The sequence below is a fragment of the Phenylobacterium sp. genome, from assembly GCF_041916435.1.
Lineage (GTDB): Bacteria > Pseudomonadota > Alphaproteobacteria > Caulobacterales > Caulobacteraceae > Phenylobacterium.
Genome location: NZ_JAYRZM010000004.1, coordinates 131,551 through 152,363, shown reverse-complemented (window position 1 = coordinate 152,363; position 20,813 = coordinate 131,551). Strand labels below are relative to the sequence as shown.

General features: G+C 72.0%; 18 protein-coding genes. 8 read left to right on the top strand and 10 right to left on the bottom strand.

What is annotated here, in order from left to right; all coding sequences use genetic code 11:
* Positions 1–42 precede the first annotated feature (42 nt).
* Genes ACE3TA_RS12170 through ACE3TA_RS12160 form a run of 3 tightly spaced genes read right to left on the bottom strand, consistent with a single transcriptional unit; the run spans position 43 to position 2,567 of the window.
* On the bottom strand, positions 43–1,767 hold the full coding sequence (locus ACE3TA_RS12170) for a sensor histidine kinase (protein WP_374573986.1): 1,725 nt from the start codon (positions 1,765–1,767) through the stop codon (positions 43–45).
* A gap of 6 nt (positions 1,768–1,773) precedes the next feature.
* Positions 1,774–2,379, bottom strand: a complete 606-nt coding sequence (locus ACE3TA_RS12165) for a sigma-70 family RNA polymerase sigma factor (protein ID WP_374573984.1) — start codon at positions 2,377–2,379, stop codon at positions 1,774–1,776.
* Complete coding sequence (locus ACE3TA_RS12160) at positions 2,379–2,567, bottom strand: NepR family anti-sigma factor (RefSeq protein ID WP_374573982.1); 189 nt, start codon at positions 2,565–2,567, stop codon at positions 2,379–2,381. The genes ACE3TA_RS12165 and ACE3TA_RS12160 overlap by 1 nt, the downstream gene beginning before the upstream one ends.
* A 229-nt stretch (positions 2,568–2,796) precedes the next feature.
* Here ACE3TA_RS12160 and ACE3TA_RS12155 point away from each other — a divergent pair, with 229 nt between their 5' ends.
* The 4 genes from ACE3TA_RS12155 to ACE3TA_RS12140 all read left to right on the top strand — a co-directional run bounded on the left by ACE3TA_RS12155 (position 2,797) and on the right by ACE3TA_RS12140 (position 9,035).
* A complete protein-coding gene (locus tag ACE3TA_RS12155) occupies positions 2,797–3,600 on the top strand; it encodes a response regulator (RefSeq protein ID WP_374573980.1) in 804 nt (267 codons plus the stop codon).
* A 95-nt stretch (positions 3,601–3,695) separates the two neighbouring features.
* Positions 3,696–4,886: an acyl-CoA dehydrogenase gene (locus ACE3TA_RS12150; protein ID WP_374573978.1), complete on the top strand. Its 1,191-nt coding sequence runs from the start codon at positions 3,696–3,698 to the stop codon at positions 4,884–4,886.
* A 91-nt stretch (positions 4,887–4,977) separates the two neighbouring features.
* Complete coding sequence (locus ACE3TA_RS12145; protein WP_374573976.1) at positions 4,978–7,293, top strand: PAS domain-containing protein; 2,316 nt, start codon at positions 4,978–4,980, stop codon at positions 7,291–7,293.
* Positions 7,294–7,361: 68 nt separating this feature from the next.
* On the top strand, positions 7,362–9,035 hold the full coding sequence (locus ACE3TA_RS12140; RefSeq protein ID WP_374573974.1) for an MFS transporter: 1,674 nt from the start codon (positions 7,362–7,364) through the stop codon (positions 9,033–9,035).
* On the opposite strand, the gene ACE3TA_RS12135 is transcribed toward ACE3TA_RS12140, so the two are convergent.
* The 4 genes from ACE3TA_RS12135 to ACE3TA_RS12120 form a co-directional block, all read right to left on the bottom strand.
* Positions 9,032–10,027: a phosphotransferase gene (locus ACE3TA_RS12135; protein ID WP_374573972.1), complete on the bottom strand. Its 996-nt coding sequence runs from the start codon at positions 10,025–10,027 to the stop codon at positions 9,032–9,034. The genes ACE3TA_RS12140 and ACE3TA_RS12135 overlap by 4 nt on opposite strands.
* A gap of 69 nt (positions 10,028–10,096) precedes the next feature.
* A complete protein-coding gene (gene modB / locus ACE3TA_RS12130; protein ID WP_374573970.1) occupies positions 10,097–10,795 on the bottom strand; it encodes a molybdate ABC transporter permease subunit in 699 nt (232 codons plus the stop codon).
* A complete protein-coding gene (locus ACE3TA_RS12125) occupies positions 10,795–11,688 on the bottom strand; it encodes an NAD(P)-dependent oxidoreductase (RefSeq protein ID WP_374573968.1) in 894 nt (297 codons plus the stop codon). Before ACE3TA_RS12125 ends, modB begins: the two co-directional genes overlap by 1 nt.
* A gap of 47 nt (positions 11,689–11,735) precedes the next feature.
* The gene (locus ACE3TA_RS12120) at positions 11,736–12,089 is read right to left on the bottom strand and encodes a c-type cytochrome (protein ID WP_374573966.1); all 354 of its coding nucleotides are present in this window, start codon (positions 12,087–12,089) and stop codon (positions 11,736–11,738) included.
* Between the two features lie 124 nt (positions 12,090–12,213).
* Between ACE3TA_RS12120 and ACE3TA_RS12115 the strand changes: the two genes are divergently transcribed.
* From ACE3TA_RS12115 to ACE3TA_RS12100, 4 genes are all read left to right on the top strand, one after another.
* Positions 12,214–12,693 carry a (2Fe-2S)-binding protein gene (locus ACE3TA_RS12115; protein WP_374573964.1) on the top strand — a complete coding sequence of 160 codons (480 nt, stop codon included), beginning with the start codon at positions 12,214–12,216 and terminating at the stop codon, positions 12,691–12,693.
* 13 nt (positions 12,694–12,706) lie between these two features.
* Positions 12,707–14,890 carry a molybdopterin cofactor-binding domain-containing protein gene (locus ACE3TA_RS12110; protein ID WP_374573962.1) on the top strand — a complete coding sequence of 728 codons (2,184 nt, stop codon included), beginning with the start codon at positions 12,707–12,709 and terminating at the stop codon, positions 14,888–14,890.
* 5 nt (positions 14,891–14,895) lie between these two features.
* Positions 14,896–15,663: a crotonase/enoyl-CoA hydratase family protein gene (locus tag ACE3TA_RS12105; protein WP_374573960.1), complete on the top strand. Its 768-nt coding sequence runs from the start codon at positions 14,896–14,898 to the stop codon at positions 15,661–15,663.
* Between the two features lie 137 nt (positions 15,664–15,800).
* Positions 15,801–17,138 (top strand): acyl-CoA dehydrogenase family protein, encoded by a 1,338-nt coding sequence (locus ACE3TA_RS12100; RefSeq protein ID WP_374573958.1) that lies wholly within the window; start codon positions 15,801–15,803, stop codon positions 17,136–17,138.
* Positions 17,139–17,148: 10 nt separating this feature from the next.
* Here ACE3TA_RS12100 and ACE3TA_RS12095 read toward each other — a convergent pair whose 3' ends face one another.
* Genes ACE3TA_RS12095 through ACE3TA_RS12085 form a run of 3 tightly spaced genes read right to left on the bottom strand, consistent with a single transcriptional unit; the run spans position 17,149 to position 20,773 of the window.
* The gene (locus ACE3TA_RS12095; protein ID WP_374573956.1) at positions 17,149–19,323 is read right to left on the bottom strand and encodes a xanthine dehydrogenase family protein molybdopterin-binding subunit; all 2,175 of its coding nucleotides are present in this window, start codon (positions 19,321–19,323) and stop codon (positions 17,149–17,151) included.
* Positions 19,320–20,306: a xanthine dehydrogenase family protein subunit M gene (locus ACE3TA_RS12090; protein ID WP_374573954.1), complete on the bottom strand. Its 987-nt coding sequence runs from the start codon at positions 20,304–20,306 to the stop codon at positions 19,320–19,322. Before ACE3TA_RS12090 ends, ACE3TA_RS12095 begins: the two co-directional genes overlap by 4 nt.
* Complete coding sequence (locus tag ACE3TA_RS12085; RefSeq protein ID WP_374573952.1) at positions 20,303–20,773, bottom strand: (2Fe-2S)-binding protein; 471 nt, start codon at positions 20,771–20,773, stop codon at positions 20,303–20,305. The genes ACE3TA_RS12090 and ACE3TA_RS12085 overlap by 4 nt, the downstream gene beginning before the upstream one ends.
* Between the last annotated feature and the right edge of the window lie 40 nt (positions 20,774–20,813).

Genomic DNA, 20,813 nt, shown 5'->3' with positions numbered 1-20,813 from the left:
GTCTCTTTCACGTCGTCTTGAATAAGGGCGCGAATTCAACTCCTACGCCGCCGCCTGGTTCCCCTTGGCGCGGTTCGGTTCGGCGGCCGCGTCGGACGCCGGATTGGGGAAGACCAGGCGCGCCGTGACCCCGCCCTGGGCGTTGCGCACCAGCTCGGCGCGGCCGCGAAGCTGGCGGGCGAAGGCGGTCATCAGGGTGCGGCCCACCCCCGTCCCCGCGAAGGCCGCGTCCGAGGCCGCCCCGTCGTCGCAGATCTCCAGCACCGCCTCGTCGCCCGAGACGTGGAAGTTCACCGTCAGCACCCCGCCGCGCTTGGCGAAGGCGTGCTTCTGGGCGTTGGTGATGGCCTCCACCGCGAACAGCGCCAGCGGCGCCAGGCGGTCCGGGTCGACCACCAGGGCGTCGACGTTGAGCTCGGTGCGCATGGGCGGGCTGTGGCCCATCTCGCCCACGATCAGTTGGGCGGTCAGCTCCTCCAGGAAGGGCCGCAGGTCCACGCGCTTCAGGTCCGGCCCCTGGTAGAGGGCGCGGTAGATCAGGGCCAGCGCGGTGATCCGCTGGCGGGTGTCCGACATGGCCGCCTGCGCCGCCGGGTCGGCCAGGGCCCGCTGCTGCATGTTGAGCAGGCTGGAGATGACCTGCAGGTTGTTCTTCACCCGATGGTGGATCTCGCGCATCAGCGCGTCCTTCTGCGCCAGCGACTCCCGCAGCGAGGCGTCGCGCCCGACGATGGCGTCGGCCATGTCCTCCAGGGTCTCGGCCAGCTCGCGGATCTCCGGCGGCATCTGTTCGGCCTGCAGCGGGCGCACGCTGAGCCGGCCGCGCGCGTAGAGCGCGGCGATGCGCTGCAGATAGGCGATCCAGCGCACGACCACCCGCTCGGCCACCACCCACACCGCCAGGAACGCCAGCGCGAAGGTCAGGAGCGGGAAGATCACCCCGGTCAGGGGATTGAGCCGGGCCCAGGAGAAGACGCCCGGCGACTTGGCCGAGACCACCACGAACACGTTGTCGCCCACCAGGGGCGCGGCCGAATAGACCCGCCGCTCGCCGCTGGCGTCGTTCCCGTACCAGACCGCCGATCCCCTGGCGTCGATGTCCCGCCGCCAGGTGGACGGAAGCTTGGGGAAGGCCTTCGGCTCGGTCGCGCCGATGTAGGCGCCGTCGCCGTCCACCAGGGCGAACTGGGCGTCGGCGGGCAGCGACGGGTCGGCCGTGTGGGGCCTGAGGCTGGCCAGGGAGATCACCGCGGCGATCGCCCCGTCGAACGCGCCGCTGTCGTCGGTGGCCCGCACCGCGGCCAGCACCGCCGGCTCGTCGGCGTAGCGCGCGCCCGGCGCGCTGGTGATCACCCGCGACTGGCCGTCGCGCAGGGCCCTGAACCAGGCCCGCTGGTCACGCGCCGGATCGGCCGGCACGTCGTCGGCCGCGCAGGCCACCCGTCCGGCCGGGTCGAAGCGGATCAGGTTGGAGTATTCGGGGATGCGCTTGCTGGCCTCGGCCAGGCGCAGGGCGCAGGACAGGCCCAGGGAATCCGGCGCCAGCGTCTGCAACAGGATGTCCGCCGCTTCCATCCGCGCGCGGGCGCTGGCGGCGCTGCGCGCGGCGGCGAACTGCAGGTTCTGGCGCAGGATCACGCCCTCGCGGTGGAAGGCGATGGCCGCCTGGGCCGCGCCGAGCGCCAGCACCGGCAACAGGGCGATCGCCAGCGCTCGCGTCAGGCGGACGCGGATCGTGTTCAGCGACGTCCAAGCCGGTGCTTTCATGGCCCCTCAGCGGACCGTGCCCAGCCGCTCCGCGTCCGCGAGAATGGATCCCATGGCGTCGCCGGCGGCGGCGCCGTCGCGATCATACGCGCCCGCGTCGAGGATGGAATGCAGGGCGCGCCGCGCGCGACTCACCCGGCTCTTCACGGTGCCGACGGCGCAGCCGCAGATCTCGGCCGCCTCCTCGTAGGCGAAGCCGCCCGCGCCAACCAGGATCAGCGCCTCGCGCTGCTCGGCCGGCAGCATGGCCAGCCCCTGGCGCAGCTCATCCAGGGCCACCGGCGCCTCCGGATCGTCCACCGCCACCAGGGTGCGCTCGGCCGCTTCCTGGTCGAGCTGGGTCTGGCGCCAGGACCGGCGCTTCTCCGAATAGAACTGGTTGCGCAGGATCATGAAGGTCCAGGCCTTCATGTTGGTGCCCATGGCGAAGCTCGCCCGCGCGTCCCAGGCCTTCATCATCGCGTCCTGGGCTAGGTCGTCGGCGGCGACCGGATCGCCGCAGAGGGTGCGCGCGAAGGCCCGCAGGTGCGGCACCAGGGTGACCAGCTCGGTCTTGAACGCCTCTTCGGCCGCCGCGTCGCGCGGCGGACGGCGGGGATCGGCGCTTGCCATCAGCCGCTCCCTGAGGAGCGCTTGTCCGCGTCGCGCAGGATGGCCAGGAATTCGTCCGGGACCGGCTCGTTGACCACCTCGTCGAACATCTGCCGCAGGCGCGCGCCGATCGCCTGCTGACGCAGCCTGGCTTCGTCAAGGGCTGCGGACGCGCGTCGACGGTCGTCAGCGGTTCTCTGTTCGATCATGTCTTCGGCGTCCCGCCCTGGCGGGGCGCGTCCCCTGGAAGTGTCATCGTCGCCCGTCAACGCCCCGCCCTGCCTGAGGTTCCGGTCGGTCCCGCCTTAGGAAGCAGAAAACGGGCGCGTCGGGAACCGGTTCCCAAAACGGCCGTTGTCGGACTTATGATGGAGCTTCGGCGGGGGAAGCCCCCTGACCGGACGCGTATTCGCATCGAGTAGTCGGGAGAGGTGTACCTTGAGTCTGTTAGCCCGCCTGGCGCCGCATCTGCCCTACGTCCGCCGCTACGCGCGAGCGCTGACGGGGGACCAGACCACCGGCGACCACTACGTGCGCGTAGCGCTGGAGGCCCTGGCCGCCGGCGAGCGGGTGCTCGAGGCCGGCATGACGCCGAGGGTGGCGCTCTACCACGTCTTCCACGCGATCTGGTGCAGCTCCGGCGCCCAGCTCGAGGCCCAGACCTCCGACGACGGCGAGGCCGCGCGGGACGCCGACAGCCGGCTGATGCGCATCGCCCCGCGCTCGCGCCAGGCCTTCCTGCTGACCGCGCTGGAGGGCTTCACGCCCAGCGAGGCCGCGCAGATCCTGGACACCGACTTCTCCACCATCGAGCAACTGATCGCCGAGGCCCAGGCCGAGATCGACGCCGAGTTGGCCACCGACGTCCTGATCATCGAGGACGAGCCGGTGATCGCCGCCGACATCGAGGCCCTGGTCACCGAGCTCGGCCATCGGGTGGTGGACATCGCCGCCACCCGCACCGAGGCGGTGGACGCGGTCTCCCGCAAGACGCCCGGACTGGTGCTGGCCGACATCCAGCTCGCCGACGGCTCCTCGGGCATCGACGCGGTCAAGGACATCCTGGGCCAGTTCGAGGTGCCGGTGATCTTCATCACCGCCTTCCCCGAGCGGCTGCTCACCGGCGAGCGGCCCGAGCCCACCTTCCTGATCACCAAGCCCTTCCAGCCCGAGACGGTGAAGGCGGCCATCGGCCAGGCCCTGTTCTTCCATCCCGGCGGCGTGAAGCGCCAGGCCGCCTGAAACGACGGGAAAATCGGCGCGGCGACTACCCGCGGCCGGCGAAAACGGCCATAAGCCCCGGTCACCCCCGCTTGGGAGCTTCAGGAGACCGCGCCATGGCCCTCGACACCGGCTCGCCCGCTAAGACCTTCGACTGGGAAGATCCGCTGGATCTGGCCTCGCGCCTCACCGAAGACGAGCGGATGGTCTGGCAGAGCGCGCGGGCCTACGCGCGCGACAAGCTCTTGCCGCGGGTGGTCTCGGCCTTCGCCGAGGAGCGCTTCGACCGCGAGATCATGAACGAGATGGGCGAGCTGGGCTTCCTGGGCCCGACCTTGCCCGAGGACTACGGCTGCGCCGGGGTCAACCACGTGGCCTACGGCCTGATCGCCCGCGAGATCGAATCCGTCGATTCCGGCTACCGCTCGGCCATGAGCGTGCAGTCCTCGCTGGTGATGTACCCGATCTACGCCTTCGGCTCCGAGGAGCAGCGGCGCAAGTACCTGCCCGGCATGGCGAGCGGCGCGATCGTCGGCTGCTTCGGCCTGACCGAGGCCGACGGCGGCTCCGACCCGGCCTCCATGCGCACGGTCGCCAAGAAGGTGGACGGCGGCTACGTGCTCAACGGCGCCAAGATGTGGATCACCAATGCCCCCATCAGCGACGTCGCCCTGGTCTGGGCCAAGCTCGACGGCGTGATCCGCGGCTTCCTGGTGGACCGCGGCTCCAAGGGCTTCGAGACGCCGAAGATCCTCAACAAGCTCAGCCTGCGCGCCTCGATCACCGGCGAGATCGCCCTGTCCGACGTGTTCGTGCCCGAGGACCAGATGCTGCCGAACGTGTCTGGCCTGCGCGGGCCGTTCTCGTGCCTGAACAAGGCCCGCTACGGCATCGCCTGGGGCGCCATGGGCGCGGCCGACTTCTGCCTGCACGCCTCCCGCGACTACGTCTCCACCCGCAAGGTGTTCGGCAAGCCGCTGGCCGCGCGCCAGCTCGTGCAGAAGAAGCTGGCCGACATGCAGACCGAGATCGCCCTCGGCTTCGAGGGCGCCCTGGCGCTGGGCCGGCTGATCGACCAGGGCGCCTGGGTGCCCGAGGCGATCTCCATGATGAAGCGCAACAACTGCGGCAAGGCCCTGGCCATCGCCCGCGAGGCCCGCGACATCCACGGCGGCAACGGCATTTCCGGCGACTACCACGTGATGCGCCACGCCGCGAACCTGGAGACGGTGAACACCTACGAAGGCGCCCACGACGTCCACGCCCTGATCCTGGGCCGGGCCATCACCGGCGAGAACGCGTTCTGATCGCAGGCCGTCTGCGAGAACGCCGTTCATCGAGATCGAACCATAAGTTTACGCTTCGCCGGTAAGCCCATCCCTGACCGGGGGTACAAGCATGGCGAAGAAGCGTGGGCGCACGCCGGCCGATAGACGCGCGATGATCGAGCTGCTGTTCGAACACAGCGGCGAGATGCTGTTCGCGCTCGACCCGGACGGACGCTACGCATTGGTCAGCCCGGCCTGGCGCGAGGCCGCCGGCTGGTCCGAGGACGAGCTGCTCGGCCAGCGCATGGACGAGCTGGTCCATCCCGACGACAAGGCCGGCGTGCTTGAATGTCTCGAGCGCCTGGGACGGACGGGGGCCGCCGAGCACGTGGCCCGCCTGCGCACGAAGGACGGCGCCTGGCGCCGGCTGCTGGCGCGCTGCCGGCTCACCGAGGACGGCCACGTGCTGGGCTCCATGCGCGACGCCGCGCCCGACAGCGACCGCATCGACGAGCTGGCCGAGGCGCGCGACACGCGCAAGATGCTCGCCGAAGCCGCCGGCGTCGGCACCTGGAGCTACGACCCGGACGAACGGCGCATCACCTGGTCGGAGGAGATTCGCGCGCGCACCGGCTACGGGCCCGGCGACGTTGTCTCGCCCGAAGACCTGGCGGCCGCGCTCGCCCCCGACGAGCGCGAGGCGGTCAACGAGGCGTTCACCCGATCGGTGATCACCGGCGAGCCCGGCACGCTGGAACATCGCCTGCGGATCAAGGACGGCCGCTGGCGCACCTTCCGCGTCACCTACCGCACCGAGCCGGCGGCGGACGGGTTCTACAGCCTGAAGGGCATTTCGCAGGACGTCACCGAGATGGCCCAGGCGCGGCACGACGCCCAGGTCAACTCCAGCCGCCTGAAGATGGCCCTCGCCGCCGCCGACGCCGGCGTTTACGAGGTGGACCACGTCAAGAAGACCTTCTGGGCCTCGCCCGAGCTGACGCGGATGATCGGCGAAGGCGGCGATTTCGAGTCCGTGCGGCGCCTGCGATTCCCGCACTTCCATCCCGACGACCAGGCCCATGTGCGGGCCATGTTCCTGTCGATCCACCGCGGCCAGGCCGCCGCCGGCGACGGCTTCGAGGCGCGCGTGCTGACGCCCGAGGGCGGCGAGCGCTGGGTGCGCATCTATCACCAGCTCGCCAAGGACGCCGACGGCCGCTGGCTGAAGGCCGTGGGCCTGGTGCAGGACGTCGACGCGGCCAAGCGCCAGGAGCTGGCCCTGATCGAGGCCGAGCGCGCCGCCCAGGCCGCCGGGGAGGCCAAGGCCGCGTTCCTGGCCAACATGAGCCATGAGATCCGCACGCCCATGAACGGCGTGCTGGGCGTGCTGCATCTGCTCAAGTCCGAGCCGCTGTCGGCCGAGGGCTGCAAGCTGCTGGACGAGGCCCTGTCCTGCGGCCAGATGCTGGCCGAGCTGCTCAATGACGTGATCGACTTCTCCAAGATCGAGGCGGGCCACCTGGAGCTGGCCTTCGAGGCGATCGACCCGAGGGCCCTGGTCGACGGGGTGGTGAGCCTGCTGCGCCCTCAGGCCGAGGCCAAGGGGCTGGGGCTGCGCGTGGCGATGGACCCGGCGGTGGGCTGGATCTGGTCCGACCCGGTCCGCCTGCGCCAGGCCCTGTTCAACCTGGTCGGCAACGCCGTGAAGTTCACGCTGCGCGGCGAGGTGCTGATCAGCTGCCGGCCGATCGCCCACAAGACCGGCCCCAGGCTGCGCTTCGAGATCAAGGACACCGGGATCGGCGTGCCCCAGGCCGCCCAGACGCGCCTCTTCCAGCGCTTCGACCAGGGCGACGCCTCCACCACGCGCAGGTTCGGCGGCTCGGGCCTGGGCCTGGCCATCACCAAGCGCCTGGCCGAGATCATGGGTGGCGACGTGGGCTTCGTCTCCCGCGAGGGCGAGGGCTCGACCTTCTGGATCGAGGTGGCCGCCGAACCGGCCGAAGCCGTCACCGAGGTGGCCGAGCCGCCCGCGGCCCTGCTGGAGGGCCTGCACATCCTGGTGGTGGAGGACAACCCCACCAACCGCCTGATCGCCACCAAGCTCCTGGAGGGCCTGGGCGCCACGGTGGAGACCGCCGAGGACGGGGCGGCCGGGGTCGAGGCGGCCGAATGGGGCATGTTCGACCTGATCCTGATGGACGTGCAGATGCCGGGCATGGACGGGCTGGAGGCCACCCGCCGCATCCGCGCCCTCAGCGACAGCGCCGCGCGCACGCCGATCATCGCGCTCACCGCCAACGTCCTGGCCCACCAGCAGCGCGAATACCTGGCGGCCGGCATGGACGGGGTGGTGGGCAAGCCGATCTCGCCCGAGGCCCTGCTCGCCGAGATCGCCCGTCTCAGCCGCGAGCCGGACGAGGCGCCGGCGGCCAACGTGGCCTGAGCCGCCCGCACTTTCGCCGGCGCGCCCGGCGGTGCTAGAGCTACCCCCTCCAGGGGGAGGACCAAGGCATGGCGGAGATCGCCGCAGACCAATCCGGCGCGCCCAAGAGCGCGTCCTTGCGCACCGTCGTAGCGGCCTCGTCCGCCGGCACCGCCTTCGAATGGTACGACTTCTTCGTCTTCGGCAGCCTGGCCCAGATCATCTCCCGCACCTTCTTCTCGGGGCTCAACGAGACCGCCGGCTACGTGGCCGCGCTGGCCCTGTTCGGCGCCGGCTTCGCCTTCCGCCCCCTCGGCGCCCTGGTGTTCGGCCGCATCGGCGACCGGGCCGGCCGCAAGGGCGCCTTCCTGGTCACCGTGATCCTGATGGGCGGGGCGACCTTCGCCATCGGCCTTCTGCCCTCCTACGCCCAAGCCGGCATGGCCGCGCCGGCGCTCCTGGTGCTGATGCGGATCATCCAGGGCTTCGCCCTCGGCGGCGAATACGGCGGGGCGGCGATCTATGTGGCCGAGCACGCGCCGCACGACGCGCGCGGCCGCTCCACCGGCTGGGTGCAGACCTCGGCGGCCTTCGGACTGATGGGCGCGCTCATCGTCATTCTGGCCAGCCGCCTGATCATCGGCTCGGCCTTCGGCGCCGAGGCGTTCGACGCCTGGGGCTGGCGCGTGCCGTTCCTGTTCTCGGCCGGCCTCCTGGCCATCTCCATCTGGATGCGGCTGAAGCTCTCCGAAAGCCCGGCCTTCGCCAAGATGAAGGCCGAGGGCGGCGGCTCGGCCGCGCCCTACGCCGAGGCGTTCGGCCAGTGGAAGAACCTGAAGATCGTGCTGCTGGCCCTGGTGGCCGTCATGTTCGCCCAGGGGGCGGTCTGGTACACGGCCTTCTTCTACACCCAGACCTTCCTGGACAAGTTCCTCAAGGTCGCGCCCGAGACCATCAACTTCGTGATGATGGTCGCCACCCTGGTCAGCGCGGTCTTCTACGTCGTCTTCGGCTGGCTCTCGGACCGGATCGGCCGAAAGCCGGTCCTCTTGTTCGGCATGGCGCTGATGACGGCGGCCTACTTCCCCGGCTTCCACATGCTGGCCAAGGCGGCCAATCCGGCGCTGGCCGAGGCCGAGGCGCGCACGCCGGTGACCGTCGTCGCCGACCCCGCCGACTGCTCCTTGCAGTTCGACCCGGTCGGCAAGGCCTCGTTCCTGTCGTCCTGCGACATCGCCAAGAGCGTGCTGGCCAACGCCGGCATCTCCTACCGCAATGAGGCCGGCCCCGCCGACGCCCCGGCCCGCGTGAAGATCGGCGGGGCGACCGTCGCCTCGGCGAGCGCGCTTGGCCTGCCCAAGGCCGACGCCCAGGCGGTCAAGGCCAAGGTCGAAGCCGACATCAAGGCCGGCCTCCTCGCCGCCGGCTATCCGGAAAAGGCGGATCCCGCGCGGCTCAACATGGCCGGGGTGCTGGGCGTGCTGCTGGTCTTCGTCATCGCCGCCACGGCGCTCTACGGGCCGATCGCCGCCACCCTGGTGGAGCTCTTCCCCACCCGCATCCGCTACACGGCCATGTCGCTGCCCTACCATATCGGCACCGGCTGGGTCGGCGGCTTCGTGCCCTTCACCGCGTTCGCGATCGTCGCGGCCACCGGCGACATCTACGCGGGCCTGTGGTTCCCGTTCGCCTTCACCCTGATCAGCGTCGTCACCTGCCTGCTGCTGCTGCCGGAGACCCGCGGCCGGCCGCTGGACGTCTAGAGGGCGGCCAGCGCCGCGGGCAGGCCCGGTCCGTCCAGGGCTTCGAGCATCGCGGCGAACCGCGCCTGTCCGTAGGCGGCGCGGCCCTCCCAGCGCTCCAGCACCGGCTCGCCCAGGCCGATGGCCGCATGCAGCTCGCCCAGCGCCCGCGCCCCGTCGGGCGGGGCTTCGCCCGGCCGCTCGGCCAGCGCCCCGCCCAGGAACATGATCCCGTAGAAGACGTGGCCGATCTGCCGGGCCAGGAACAGGCGCGCCCGCTCCGCCGCCACGGGCGGGCGGCGGAAATAGGCGCGGAGCCCGGCTTCGGCCTCAGCCTCGTCGGCGGCGAAGAAGCCGGTCATCGCCGCCAGGTCCACGTAGCGGTCGGCCCGGAACGCCGATTCCCAGTCGATCAGCCACAGCCGCCGGCCGTCGTAGATCACGTTGCGCGGGTTCAGGTCGTTGTGGCTGGACACCGGATCGGCCGGCAGCCGCCGGTAGGCGGCGGCGATCTCGCCGTAGCGCGCCAGGGCCTCTTCCGCCGCGCTGTCCGCCGCCTGGGCGCGGAACTGGCCGATCAGCAGGTCCATGCCGTCCAGGTAGTCCATCAAGGGTGGAAAGCCCGGCGTCTCGTGCAGCACGCGCACGGCCTGGCCCAGCTCGGTCATCAGCTCGGCCTTCGACCCGGCGTAGTCGAGCGCGAGCGAGCGTTCCGGCACGAAGTCCATGATCGCCACGCCGTCGGCCGCGCAGGCGTAGCGCACGGCCGGCGCCAGGCAGGCCCCGGCCGCCGCGTTCATGCAGGCGTAGGCGCGCGCCGGGTCGCGGAAGCCGTCGGCGGGCGCCTCGATGCGCAGCACATAGGCGATCCCGCCCACCCTCAGGCGATAGACCTCCCCGCCGGACAGGCCCCCGCTCAGCGGCGTCAGCGCGTCGGGCTCGTCGGTTCCGAACGCGGCGGTCAGCGCCCGCGCCACGGCGGCGCGCTTGGGTTCGGGGATGGCTTGCAGCATGGCGCGGCTCCTTGAGACGCGCGCCGATTTACCCGGATGAATTTCGAAGTCAATATTACCCGGATAAAATTATCCACCGGCCCCGCGCGCGGCCCGCGCCGCCAGCCGGCTCACGGCGTCGGACACCAGCACCGCGCCGACGGCGATCACCGCCGCCACCCCGCACAGGGCCGCCGCGCGCGCCTCGCCGCCCGGGGTCTGCACCGCCCCGTAGATCGCCGCCGGCAGGGTCAGGGTCTCGCCGGGGATCGCCGCGACGAAGGTGATGGTCGCGCCGAATTCGCCGAGCGCCTTGGCGAAGCCCAGGATCGCGCCGGCCGCCACGCCGGGCGCGGCCAGCGGCAGGGTCACGCGGGTGAACCGGGTGAGCGGCGACGCGCCCAGCGTCAGGGCCGCCTCGTCCACCTCGCGGTCCACCGCCTCGATCGCCAGGCGCATGGGCCGCACCATCAGCGGAAAGGCCATCACGCCGGCCGCCAGGGCCGCGCCGGTCCAGTTGAAGGCGAAGACGATCCCCGCCTTCTCCAGCAGCGCGCCGACCGGCCCGCGCTTGCCGAACAACAGCAGCAGCACATAACCGGTCGCCACCGGCGGCAGCACCAGCGGCAGGGTGACCAGGGCGTCCAGGGCCACGCGCAGGGGAAAGCGCCCGCGCGCCTGGGCCAGGGCCGTGGCGAGCGCGATCGGCGCGCCCGCCAGGGTCGCCGCGGCGGCCACCTTCAGCGACAGCAGGATCGCGCCCAGGTCCTCGGGTCCGAGCGCGGCCATCATCCGGCCGCCGTCGGCAGGACCTCGACCTCGACCCCGGCCTGGGCGAGGACGCGCAGGGCTTCCGGATCGGCCGGATGGACCACCACCCGCACCACCGCGCGGCCGGCGCGGGCCAGGGCGGCCAGCGCCTCGGGGCCGGCCTGCTCGGGCGCGAGCCGTTCGGCGTCGCGCCGGGCCAGGGCCAGGATCTGCGGGTCGGCGTCGGCGTCCGGCGCCAGCACGTCGGCCGCGGCGAGCGCGCGCACGGCCTTCAGGGTCAGGAGGTCCACGGGCCCGCGGCCCGCCACGAACTGCACCCGTCCGCCGCCGGCCTCCGCCTTCGCCAGGGCCTGGCGCAGCAGGTCGGCGGCCCCCTCGGCGTCGCCGGCCATGGCCGCCTCGGCCGCCGGTCCGGAAAGTTGGGCGCGCAGGAAGGCGCGGCGCCGGGCCAGGTCCGGCAGGGCCGCGCGCACCTCGTCCTGCAGCCGGCGCAGCAGCGCCGCCACCCGTCCCGCGCCCTCGGGCACGCGGGCTTCGATGTCATGGCGCAGGAGGGTCGCCAGCATCGGCGAGGCGCCGCCGGTGCCGATCGCGGCCACCACCTCGCCCCGGTCGATCACCGCCGGGGTGGTGAAGTCGCACATCTGCGGCCGGTCGACGACGTTCACCGGCACGTGCGCGGCCCGCGCCGCCCGCGCGGCGGCCTGGGCGAAGAGCTCGTCCTCGCTGGCCACGAACGCCAGCACCGCGCCCGCATAGGCGCCCGCCAGGAAGGCCTGCGGTCCCTCCAGGCGCACCACCACGGCCGGGGAGCCCTCGAACAGGCGCGCCTTGGCCTCGGCGGCCTCGCCCTGCCCCGCGACCACCACCTTGCGCCCGGCGAGCGGGAAGAAGGCCGGAAACGCGTCCATCGGCGCTCAGCGTCCCTGCGACGGGCCCGGCCGCCCGGCGGCGCGGCTCACTTCAGGGTTTCCAGATAGGCGACGATCGCCTGGCGCGCGGCCGGGTCGGCGACGCCCGTCTTCATGCGCCCGCCCGGGGCGAACCCCTGCGGATTGGCCAGGTAGGCGTCCAGCGACTTGGCCGTCCAGGTCCCGCCCTTGGCCTTCAGCGCCTCGGAGAACTTGTAGTCGCCGCGGACGGCGATCTTGGCCCCCGTCACGCCGTTCAGCGCCGGGCCCATCAGGGTGCTCGCCGCGCCGTGGCACGACTTGCATTGCAGGGCGAACAGCTTGCCCCCATCTGCAGCGAGGGCCGGCCCCGAGGCGAGGCCCGCGGCGACGGCGACCAGGGGAACAAGACGGCGGCGCATGGCTTACTCCTTTGTCGGATCAAGCCTAGCCGGTTGCAGGCTGGACCGCCATTGCAGCTCGCGTTACCGTCGGCTCTGAACGCTGTTAAGATGCATTCCAAGACGAACTGGGAGGGTGCGATCCATGGCCACGACGCTTGATGTGAACGGCAAGTCGGTGTCGGTGGACGCGCCGCCGGACACGCCGCTCCTGTGGGTCCTGCGCGACGAGCTGGGCCTGACCGGCACCAAGTTCGGCTGCGGCATCGCCCAGTGCGGCGCCTGCACGGTGCTGGCCGACGGCCAGCCGATCCGCTCCTGCTCCACGCCGCTGGAAGTGGCCTCGGGCGTGAAGATCACCACCATCGAAAGCCTCGGGGGCCAGTCGCCGCTGCAGCAGGCCTGGGTGAAGCTGGACGTGCCGCAGTGCGGCTACTGCCAGTCGGGCCAGATCATGTCGGCCACGGCCCTGCTCGCCAGCAATCCGAACCCCTCCGACGAGGACATCGACGCGGCGATGAGCGGCAACATCTGTCGCTGCGGGACCTACCAGCGCATTCGCGCGGCCATCAAGGAGGCGGCGGGCGCCGCCTCGGCCCCGGCCGCACCGGCCGCCTCGGCCTGATCGGGAGGACGCCATGAACGCTCCAGTGAACCCCTCCCGCCTCGGCTCGACCCGCCGCGAAGTGGTGGTCGGCGCCACCCTGGCCGGCGGCGCGCTGCTGGTCGGCTGCTCGCCCGCCGACGTGCTCAGCATCGGCGCCAAGGACGACTTCGGCGCCTTCGGCCCGTTCATCAAGATCGCCCCCGACGGGGCGGTGACGGTGATCTCCAAGCACATCGAATTCGGCCAGGGCAATCACGCGGGCCTGGCCGCCATCGTCGCCGAGGAGCTCGACGCCGACTGGTCCAAGGTCTCGGTCGAACAGGCGCCGGCCAACGCCAAGGTCTACGCCAACACCCTGATGGGCGTGCAGGGCACCGGCGGCTCCACCGCCATCGCCAACTCCTGGGGCCAGCTTCGCAAGGCCGGCGCGGCGGCGCGGGCCATGTTCGTCCAGGCCGCCGCCTCCAAGTGGAGCGTCCCGGCTGGCGAGATCGCGGTGAAGGACAGCGTGGTCAGCCACGCCGCCAGCGGCAAATCGGCCGGCTTCGGCGAGCTCCTGGCCGACGCGGCCAAGGTCAAGCCGCCGGAATCGCCCACGCTGAAGAGCCCTGACAAGTTCACGCTGATCGGCACCGACCGGGTCCGCCGCAAGGACGGCCAGGTCAAGAGCGACGGGACGGCCCGCTTCACCCAGGACGTCCAGGCGCCGGGCATGCTGGTGGCCATGGTGGCCCACGCGCCCCTGTTCGGCGGCAAGGTGAAGTCGTTCGACGCGACCGAGGCCAAGGCCGTGCCCGGCGTGGTCGACGTCTTCGAGATCCCCACCGGCGTCGCCGTGGTGGCCAAGAACACCTGGGCGGCCAAGTCCGGCCGCGACGCGGTGAAGGTGGAGTGGGGCGACTCCAAGGCCGAAAAGCGCGGCTCCGACCAGATCCTGGCCATGTACAAGGACCTCGTCGCCGGCAAGGGCCTGACCGACAAGCTCAAGTGGGAATCCTTCGAGACCCAGGGCCAGGTGGACGACGCCAGCACCGGCGACAAGGTGTTCGAGACGACCTACGACTTCCCGTTCCTGGCCCACGCCACCATGGAGCCGATGAACTGCGTGGCCGAGGTCAAGGGCAACCAGGCCAAGCTGACCTTCGGCTCGCAGATCCCGACGGTCGACCAGCTCAACACCGCCAAGATCGTCTTCACCCTGCCCGGCTCGGTCCAGATCGACACCCTGTTCGCCGGCGGCTCCTTCGGCCGGCGCGCCAACTTCCAGTCCGACTACGCCGCCGAGTGCGTGCACATCGCCAAGAAGGTCGGCGGCGGCAAGCCGGTGAAGCTGGTCTGGACCCGCGAGGACGACATGCAGGCCGGCTACTACCGGCCCATCGCCCACCACGCCGTGCGCGTGGTGCTGGACGCCGACGGCTATCCGGCGAGCTGGCGCCACCGCATCGTCACCCAGTCGCTGATGAAGGGCTCGCCCATGCCGCAGAAGGGCCTGGACGAGACCGCGGTCGAGGGCTGCAAGGGCTCGCCCTATCTGAAGGCCACGCCCAACGTCGACGCCCAGGCGATCCTGCCCGACACCGGCGTGCCGGTGCTCTGGTGGCGCTCGGTGGGGGCCACCCACACCGCCTTCGCCATGGAGCACACCATCGACCAGCTCGCCCGCAAGGCCGGCAAGGACCCGGTGGACTACCGCCGCACGCTCTACGCCCGCGCCGGCGCCAACCGCCACCTTGCGGTGCTGAACCTGGCGGCCGACAAGGCCGGCTGGACGACGCCCGCCCCCGAGGGCTGGACCCGCGGCGTGGCGGTGCACGAAAGCTTCAACTCGGTCGTGGCCCAGGTCGCCGAGGTCAAGATGGAGAACGGCGAGCCCAAGGTCGGCCGCGTGGTCACCGCCATCGACTGCGGCGTGGCGATCTCGCCGGACCAGATCGCCGCCCAGATGGAAGGCGGGACCTGCTATGGCCTGTCGGCGGCGCTCTACGGGGCGATCACCCTGAAGGACGGCGTGGTCGAACAGGCCAACTTCGACACCTACCGCGTGCTGCGCCACAACGAGGCGCCCCGGGTGGAGACCTATATCCAGCCCTCCGCCAACGCCCCCAGCGGCGTGGGCGAGCCGGGCACCCCGGTGATCGGCCCGGCCGTCGCCAACGCCCTGCTGGCGATCGACGGCAAGGCCACGGGCGCCCTGCCGTTCGTGAAGACCTGAGCGCCATGGCGGACGTCAGCGTCGAGGTGCGCGGCCGCACGGCCGTCGTCACCATCGAGCGGCCGCACCGGCGCAACGCCGTCGACGCGGCCACGGCCCAGGCGCTGTACGACGCGTTCAAGGCGTTCGACGCCGACGAGGCGCTGGACGTGGCGGTGCTGCAGGGCCAGGGCGGCTATTTCTGCGCCGGCGCCGATCTGCACGCGGTCAGCGCCGGCCAGGGCAATCCCTTCCACCCGACGGGCGACCTCGGCCCCATGGGCTGCACGCGGCTGGAGCTCTCCAAGCCGGTGATCGCCGCGGTCGAGGGCCACGCCGTGGCCGGCGGGCTGGAGGTGGCGTGCTGGTGCGACCTGCGGGTGGCCGGCGCCGATGCGGTGTTCGGCGTCTTCTGCCGCCGCTTCGGCGTGCCGCTGATCGACCTGGGCGCGGTGCGCCTGCCGCGCCTGATCGGCCAGTCGCGGGCCATGGACATGATCCTCACCGGCCGGGCGGTCGGCGCCGAGGAAGCCCACGCCATGGGCCTCGCCAATCGCGTCGTCCCCTCGGGCCAGGCGCTGGAGGCGGCCCTGGAGCTGGCCGAGCAGCTCAGCGCCTTCCCGCAGACGTGCATGCGCCACGACCGCGCCGTGGCGCTCGCCCAGTGGTCGCTGGAACACGACGCGGTGCTCGCCCTGGAATACCGCCTGGGCCGCCAGACCTTGCAGAGCGGCGAGTCCCGCGACGGCGCGACCCGCTTCGCCGAGGGCGTCGGCCGCCACGGGGCGTTCTGAGCCCTCCAGCAGGGCGTTGCATAGAACCGGCCCAAGTCCGATACTTGAAATCCAGCGTGCATCCGTGGATTTCGGCGGGCGCGCACATACCGAATTTTCGAATTTGAAGCGGCGATCGACTGCGGGAGGATTGGACAATGGCCTGGGATTTTGAAACCGACCCCGAGTTCCAGAAGAAGCTGGACTGGATCGAGGACTTCATGCGCGAGGAGGTCGAACCCCTTTCGCACCTGGGCCTGGCGGTGCACGGCCGCGTGGGCCGCGAGAAGTTCATCAAGCCGCTGCAAGCCAAGGTGAAGGAACAGGGGCTGTGGGCCTGCCACCTGGGCCCCGAGCTCGGCGGCCAGGGCTACGGCCAGCTCAAGCTCGGCCTGATGAACGAGAAGCTCGGCCGCAACAGCCTGGCCCCCACCGTGTTCGGCTGCCAGGCGCCCGACACCGGCAACGCCGAGATCATCGCCCACTACGGCACCGAGGCGCAGAAGGAGCGCTGGCTGTGGCCGCTGCTGAACGGCGAGATCCGCTCGGCGTTCTCCATGTCCGAGCCCACCGGCGGCTCAGACCCGCTGACCTTCAAGACTCATGCGGTGAAGGACGGCGACGACTGGATCATCAACGGCGAGAAGTGGTTCTCCACCAACGCCCGCTATTCCAAGCTCCTGGTGGTCTACGCCATCACCGATCCCGACGCGAAGGACCCCTACCGCCGCACGTCGATCTTCCTGGTGCCCACCGAGACCCCCGGGGTGGAGATCATCCGCAACGTGGCCGTCGGCGGCGGCGGCGAGGTCGGCGGCGGCAACGAGGGCTATGTCCGCTACAACAACGTGCGGGTCGGCCCCGAGGCCCTGCTCGGCGACCGCGGCCAGGCCTTCGTCATCGCCCAGGTGCGCCTGGGCGGCGGGCGCGTGCACCACGCCATGCGCACCGTCGGCGCCTGCAAGCACGCGCTCGACCTGATGTGCCGCCGGGCGGTCTCGCGCACCACCCGCGACGGCCGGCTCGCCGACCTGCAGATGGTGCAGGAGCAGATCGCAGATTCCTGGATCGCGGTGGAGCAGTTCCGCCTCCTGGTCCTGCGCACCGCCTGGCTGATCGACAAGCACAAGGACTACAACAAGGTGCGCAAGGACATCGCCGCCATCAAGGTGGCCATGCCCAAGGTCTACAACGACGTGGCCACCAAGGCCGCCCACCTGCACGGCGCGCTCGGCGTCTCCAACGAGATGCCGTTCATGCACATGGTCACCTCCAGCCTGGTCATGGGCATCGCCGACGGCCCCACCGAGGTGCACAAGGTCACCCTGGCCAAGCAGGTGCTGAAGGACTACCGCCCCGACAACGACCTCTTCCCCAGCTACCACATCCCCAAGCTGCGCGAGGACGCCCAGGCCCGCTACGCCGACGAGCTGGCGGAGCTGAAGGAGGAGTACGCCAAGCTGGGCATGGGCCGCCGGGAGAAGGCGGAGGCCTAGGGCCTCCCCCTCACCGCGCGCCGATCACGTCCTCGATGCGGATGGGCAGGCGGCGCACCCGCCGGCCCACCGCGTGGAAGACGGCGTTGGCGATGGCCGCCTGCACGCCGGCCGTACCGAGCATGCCAATGCCCTTGATGCCGCCGGGCAGCAGCTCGTCCTCTTCGTCGACCAGGGCGATGTCGAAGTCCGGCATGTCGGCGTGCACCGGGATGAGGTAGTCGGCGAAGCTGTCGCCGACGATCTGTCCGCTCGGCCGGTCGGTGGCCACCTCCTCGTGCAGCGCCATGCCGATGCCGCCGATCAGCCCGCCGACGTGCTGGCTCCGCGCCAGCAGCGGATTGAGGATGCGCCCGGCGGCGAAGGCGCCGGTCACCCGCCGCACGCGCACTTCGCCGAGCTCGGCGTCGACGCCCACCTCGACGAACACCGCGCCGTAGGCGTTGGCGCTGAAGCCGCTGTCGTCCGGCACGGCCGCCGCCCCCTCGGCCTCCAGCCCCTCGGGCGCCAGGCGGGCCATCAGCTCGGAAAGGCTCTCGGCGGCGTTGCGCGAACGGCTCCTGACGAGCCCCGCCTCGAACACCAGGTCGTCGGCGTCCGCCCCCGCCAGCGGCGAGGCGTTGTCGGCGGCGGCCAGTTCGGCGATGCGCGCGCGCAGGGTCCGCACCGCCGCTTCCGTCGGCGGCGTGAAGCTCGCCGTCACCATCGAGCCGCCCGTGTAGGGCCCTTCCGGCAGGTCGGTGTCGCCCAGCTCCACGCGCACCTTCTCCATGGACACGCCCAGCCCCTCGGCGGCGAGCTGACCGATGGCGGTGTAGGCGCCCTGGCCGAAGTCCTGGGTGCCGCATTGCACCAGGAGGCCCGCGTCGGCCTCGATCCGCACCTTCACGCGGCAGGGCTGGTGGTGCACGCCGTAGACCGAGCTGGCCATGCCCCAGCCGATCCGCCAGCGCCCGTCGCGCGCCGCGCCCGCCGCCGGCCGCCGCGCCCAGCCGAACCGCTCAGCGCCCACCCGGTAGCACTCAACAAGCCCGTTGCTGGACCAGGGCTTGCCCGCGTCCTCGTCGTGGTCGGCGTAGTTGCGCACGCGCAGCTCCACCGGATCGATCCCCAGCGCGTCGGCCGCCTCGTCCAGCGCCGATTCCATCGCGAACAGCCCCGGCGCCACGCCCGGCGCGCGCATCGGGATCGGCAGGGGCTCGTTGGTGCGCACCAGCCGGTGGCCCGTCGCCACGTTCGGGCAGCTATAGAGCCAGCGCGAGATCCGGGCGGTGGAGTCGCTGTAGTCGCCATGGGTGGCGGTTTGGGCCAGCACCTGGTGGTCGATGGCCGTGAGCCGGCCCTCGGCGTCGAAGCCCAGCGCCAAGTCCTGCACGGTCTCCTGGCGGCGGCCCACCAGGCGGAAGAGCTGGGCGCGGCTGAGCTCCAGGCGCACCGGCCGGCCCGTGCGGCGCGAGGCCAGGATCGCCCACATCATCCAGGGCCACCAGAGCGGCCCCTTGCAGCCGAAGCCGCCGCCCATGTAGCGCGAGACCACCCGCACGTTCTCGACCGGAATCTGAAAGGCGTGGGCGATCACCCGCTGGGTGGCGAAGATCGCCTGGGTGCCGGTGTGCGCCACCACCTTGTCGCCGTCCCAGGCGCAGACCACCGAATGCGGCTCCATCGGATGGTGGTTGTTCACCGCGGTCTCGTAGCGCTGGCGCACGGTCAGATGCGCGCCCGCCAGGGCCGCCTCGGGATCGCCGCGCCGGGTGGCGGCGGGGAACCGTCCGACCAGCTCGGGGGCGAAGGCCGTCTGAAGCGCCTGGCCGATCGCCGTGACCGCCGGCTCGGCCGCCAGCTCCAGCCGCACGGCCCGGGCGCAGGCTTCGGCCTCGTGCAGGCTCTCGGCGGCCACGAGGCCCGCCGGCTGGCCGGCGAAATGGATCTCGGGCTCCTGGATCAGGCGGATATTGCCCGAGGGCTTCAGCGCCCCGGCCTCGGCGTAGGAGACGAAGTCGGCGAAGCCCGGCGACGTTCGCGCGGGCTCCGCGTCCATCGCCACCACCCGGCCCCTGGCGATCGGCGCCTCCACCAGGGCGGCGTGCAGCATCCCCGCCATCGGCGTCTCGGCCTCGTAGAGCACCGCGCCGGTGGCCTTCAGCGCCGCCTCCAGGCGGCGGGGGCTTTCCATCAGGCTCATGCCGGCGCTCCCACGGTTTGCAGCGCGCGCCGGACCGCGCGGCTGAGCAACTCGATCTTGAAGCCGTTGTGCGCCAGGGGCTCGGCGCCTTCGACCGCCAGGGCGGCAGCCTCGGCGAAGGCGTCCTCCGTCGGCGCCTTGCCCAGCAGCGCCGCCTCGCTCGGCGCGAGCCGCCAGGGCTTGGGCGCGACGCCGCCGGCGACGAGCCGCGCATGGGCGATCCGCCCGTCCTGCACGCGCAGCACCGCGGCGACCGAGACCACCGCGAACTCAAAGGAGGCCCGGTCGCGCACCTTCAGATAGGTCGAGCGCGTCCCGGGGCAGGGCGGAACCTCCACGGCGGTGATCAGCTCGCCCAGCTCCAGCACCGTGTCGGCCTCGGGCGTCGCTTCGGGCAGGCGGTGCAGCTCGCCCGCCGCGATGCGCCGCGTCCCGCCCCGGCCCGCCGCCTCGATCTCCGCGTCCAGGGCGACCAGCGCGACGGCCAGGTCGGAGGGGTGCGTCGCGCAGCAGGCGGCGCTGGCCCCGAAGATCGCATGGCCCCGGTTCTCGCCGGCCCGCGCGCCGCAGCCGGAGCCCGGCGCGCGCTTGTTGCAGGCCAGGGCGTCGTTGCGGAAATAGGCGCAGCGGGTGCGTTGCATCAGCACCCCGCCGACGGTGCCCATGTTGCGCACCTGGCCCGAGGCGCTGGCCCTGATCGCCTCGACCGCCAGCGGCCAGCGCCCGGCCACCGCCGGGTCGGCCGCCACGTCGCTCAGGCGCGCCAACGCGCCGAGCCGCAGGACCCCCTCGTCCCCCACGCCGATCCCGGCCAGCGGCAGGCGCGAGATGTCCACCACCAGCCCAGGCGCCTCGGCCCGCGCCTTCCACAGGGGCATCAGGTCGGTGCCCCCGGCGAGATAGGCCGCGCCGGGCCTGGCGCCGGCCGCCAGGGCCTGGCCCACGTCGCCCGCGCGCAGATAGTCGAACGCCGCCCCGCTCATAGGCCCGCCGCCTCGGCGATCGCCTCGACGATGGCCGGATGGGCCCCGCAGCGGCAGAGGTTGCCGCTCATCCCCTCGCGGATGGCGTCGCGGTCGGCCACGCCCTCCTCGATCAGCGCCAGGCCCGACAGGATCTGGCCCGGCGTGCAGTAGCCGCACTGCAGGGCGTCATGGCGCACGAAGGCCGCCTGCAGCGGATGCAGCGCCTCGGGGCTGCCGATCCCCTCGATGGTGGTGATCGCCCGGCCCTCATAGGACGCCGCCAACGCCAGGCAGGCCTTGATGCGCCGCCCGTCGGCCAGGACCGTGCAGGCGCCGCAGGCGCCCATGTCGCAGCCCTTCTTCACGCCGGTCAGGCCGAGCTGGTCGCGCAGGACGTCCAGCAGGGTGTCGAACGGCCGGACCGCAAGGTCCCGCGGCTCGCCGTTGAGGGTGAGGCGAAGCTCTACGCGCCCGTCGTTTGGCATGGGCGACTCCGATGATCTGGGGATTGAACGTCCCCAGACT

Excerpts from the sequence above, each read along its gene's own strand:
- ACE3TA_RS12165 (WP_374573984.1), bottom strand. The coding sequence starts at position 2,379 with ATGGCAAGCGCCGATCCCCGCCGTCCGCCGCGCGACGCGGCGGCCGAA.
- ACE3TA_RS12090 (WP_374573954.1), bottom strand. The coding sequence starts at position 20,306 with ATGAGCGGGGCGGCGTTCGACTATCTGCGCGCGGGCGACGTGGGCCAG.
- ACE3TA_RS12125 (WP_374573968.1), bottom strand. The coding sequence starts at position 11,688 with ATGGACGCGTTTCCGGCCTTCTTCCCGCTCGCCGGGCGCAAGGTGGTG.
- ACE3TA_RS12105 (WP_374573960.1), top strand. The coding sequence starts at position 14,896 with ATGGCGGACGTCAGCGTCGAGGTGCGCGGCCGCACGGCCGTCGTCACC.
- ACE3TA_RS12160 (WP_374573982.1), bottom strand. The coding sequence starts at position 2,567 with ATGATCGAACAGAGAACCGCTGACGACCGTCGACGCGCGTCCGCAGCC.
- ACE3TA_RS12100 (WP_374573958.1), top strand. The coding sequence starts at position 15,801 with ATGGCCTGGGATTTTGAAACCGACCCCGAGTTCCAGAAGAAGCTGGAC.
- ACE3TA_RS12150 (WP_374573978.1), top strand. The coding sequence starts at position 3,696 with ATGGCCCTCGACACCGGCTCGCCCGCTAAGACCTTCGACTGGGAAGAT.
- ACE3TA_RS12115 (WP_374573964.1), top strand. The coding sequence starts at position 12,214 with ATGGCCACGACGCTTGATGTGAACGGCAAGTCGGTGTCGGTGGACGCG.
- ACE3TA_RS12085 (WP_374573952.1), bottom strand. The coding sequence starts at position 20,773 with ATGCCAAACGACGGGCGCGTAGAGCTTCGCCTCACCCTCAACGGCGAG.
- ACE3TA_RS12145 (WP_374573976.1), top strand. The coding sequence starts at position 4,978 with ATGGCGAAGAAGCGTGGGCGCACGCCGGCCGATAGACGCGCGATGATC.
- ACE3TA_RS12170 (WP_374573986.1), bottom strand. The coding sequence starts at position 1,767 with ATGAAAGCACCGGCTTGGACGTCGCTGAACACGATCCGCGTCCGCCTG.
- ACE3TA_RS12110 (WP_374573962.1), top strand. The coding sequence starts at position 12,707 with ATGAACGCTCCAGTGAACCCCTCCCGCCTCGGCTCGACCCGCCGCGAA.
- ACE3TA_RS12140 (WP_374573974.1), top strand. The coding sequence starts at position 7,362 with ATGGCGGAGATCGCCGCAGACCAATCCGGCGCGCCCAAGAGCGCGTCC.
- ACE3TA_RS12120 (WP_374573966.1), bottom strand. The coding sequence starts at position 12,089 with ATGCGCCGCCGTCTTGTTCCCCTGGTCGCCGTCGCCGCGGGCCTCGCC.
- modB (WP_374573970.1), bottom strand. The coding sequence starts at position 10,795 with ATGGCCGCGCTCGGACCCGAGGACCTGGGCGCGATCCTGCTGTCGCTG.
- ACE3TA_RS12135 (WP_374573972.1), bottom strand. The coding sequence starts at position 10,027 with ATGCTGCAAGCCATCCCCGAACCCAAGCGCGCCGCCGTGGCGCGGGCG.
- ACE3TA_RS12095 (WP_374573956.1), bottom strand. The coding sequence starts at position 19,323 with ATGAGCCTGATGGAAAGCCCCCGCCGCCTGGAGGCGGCGCTGAAGGCC.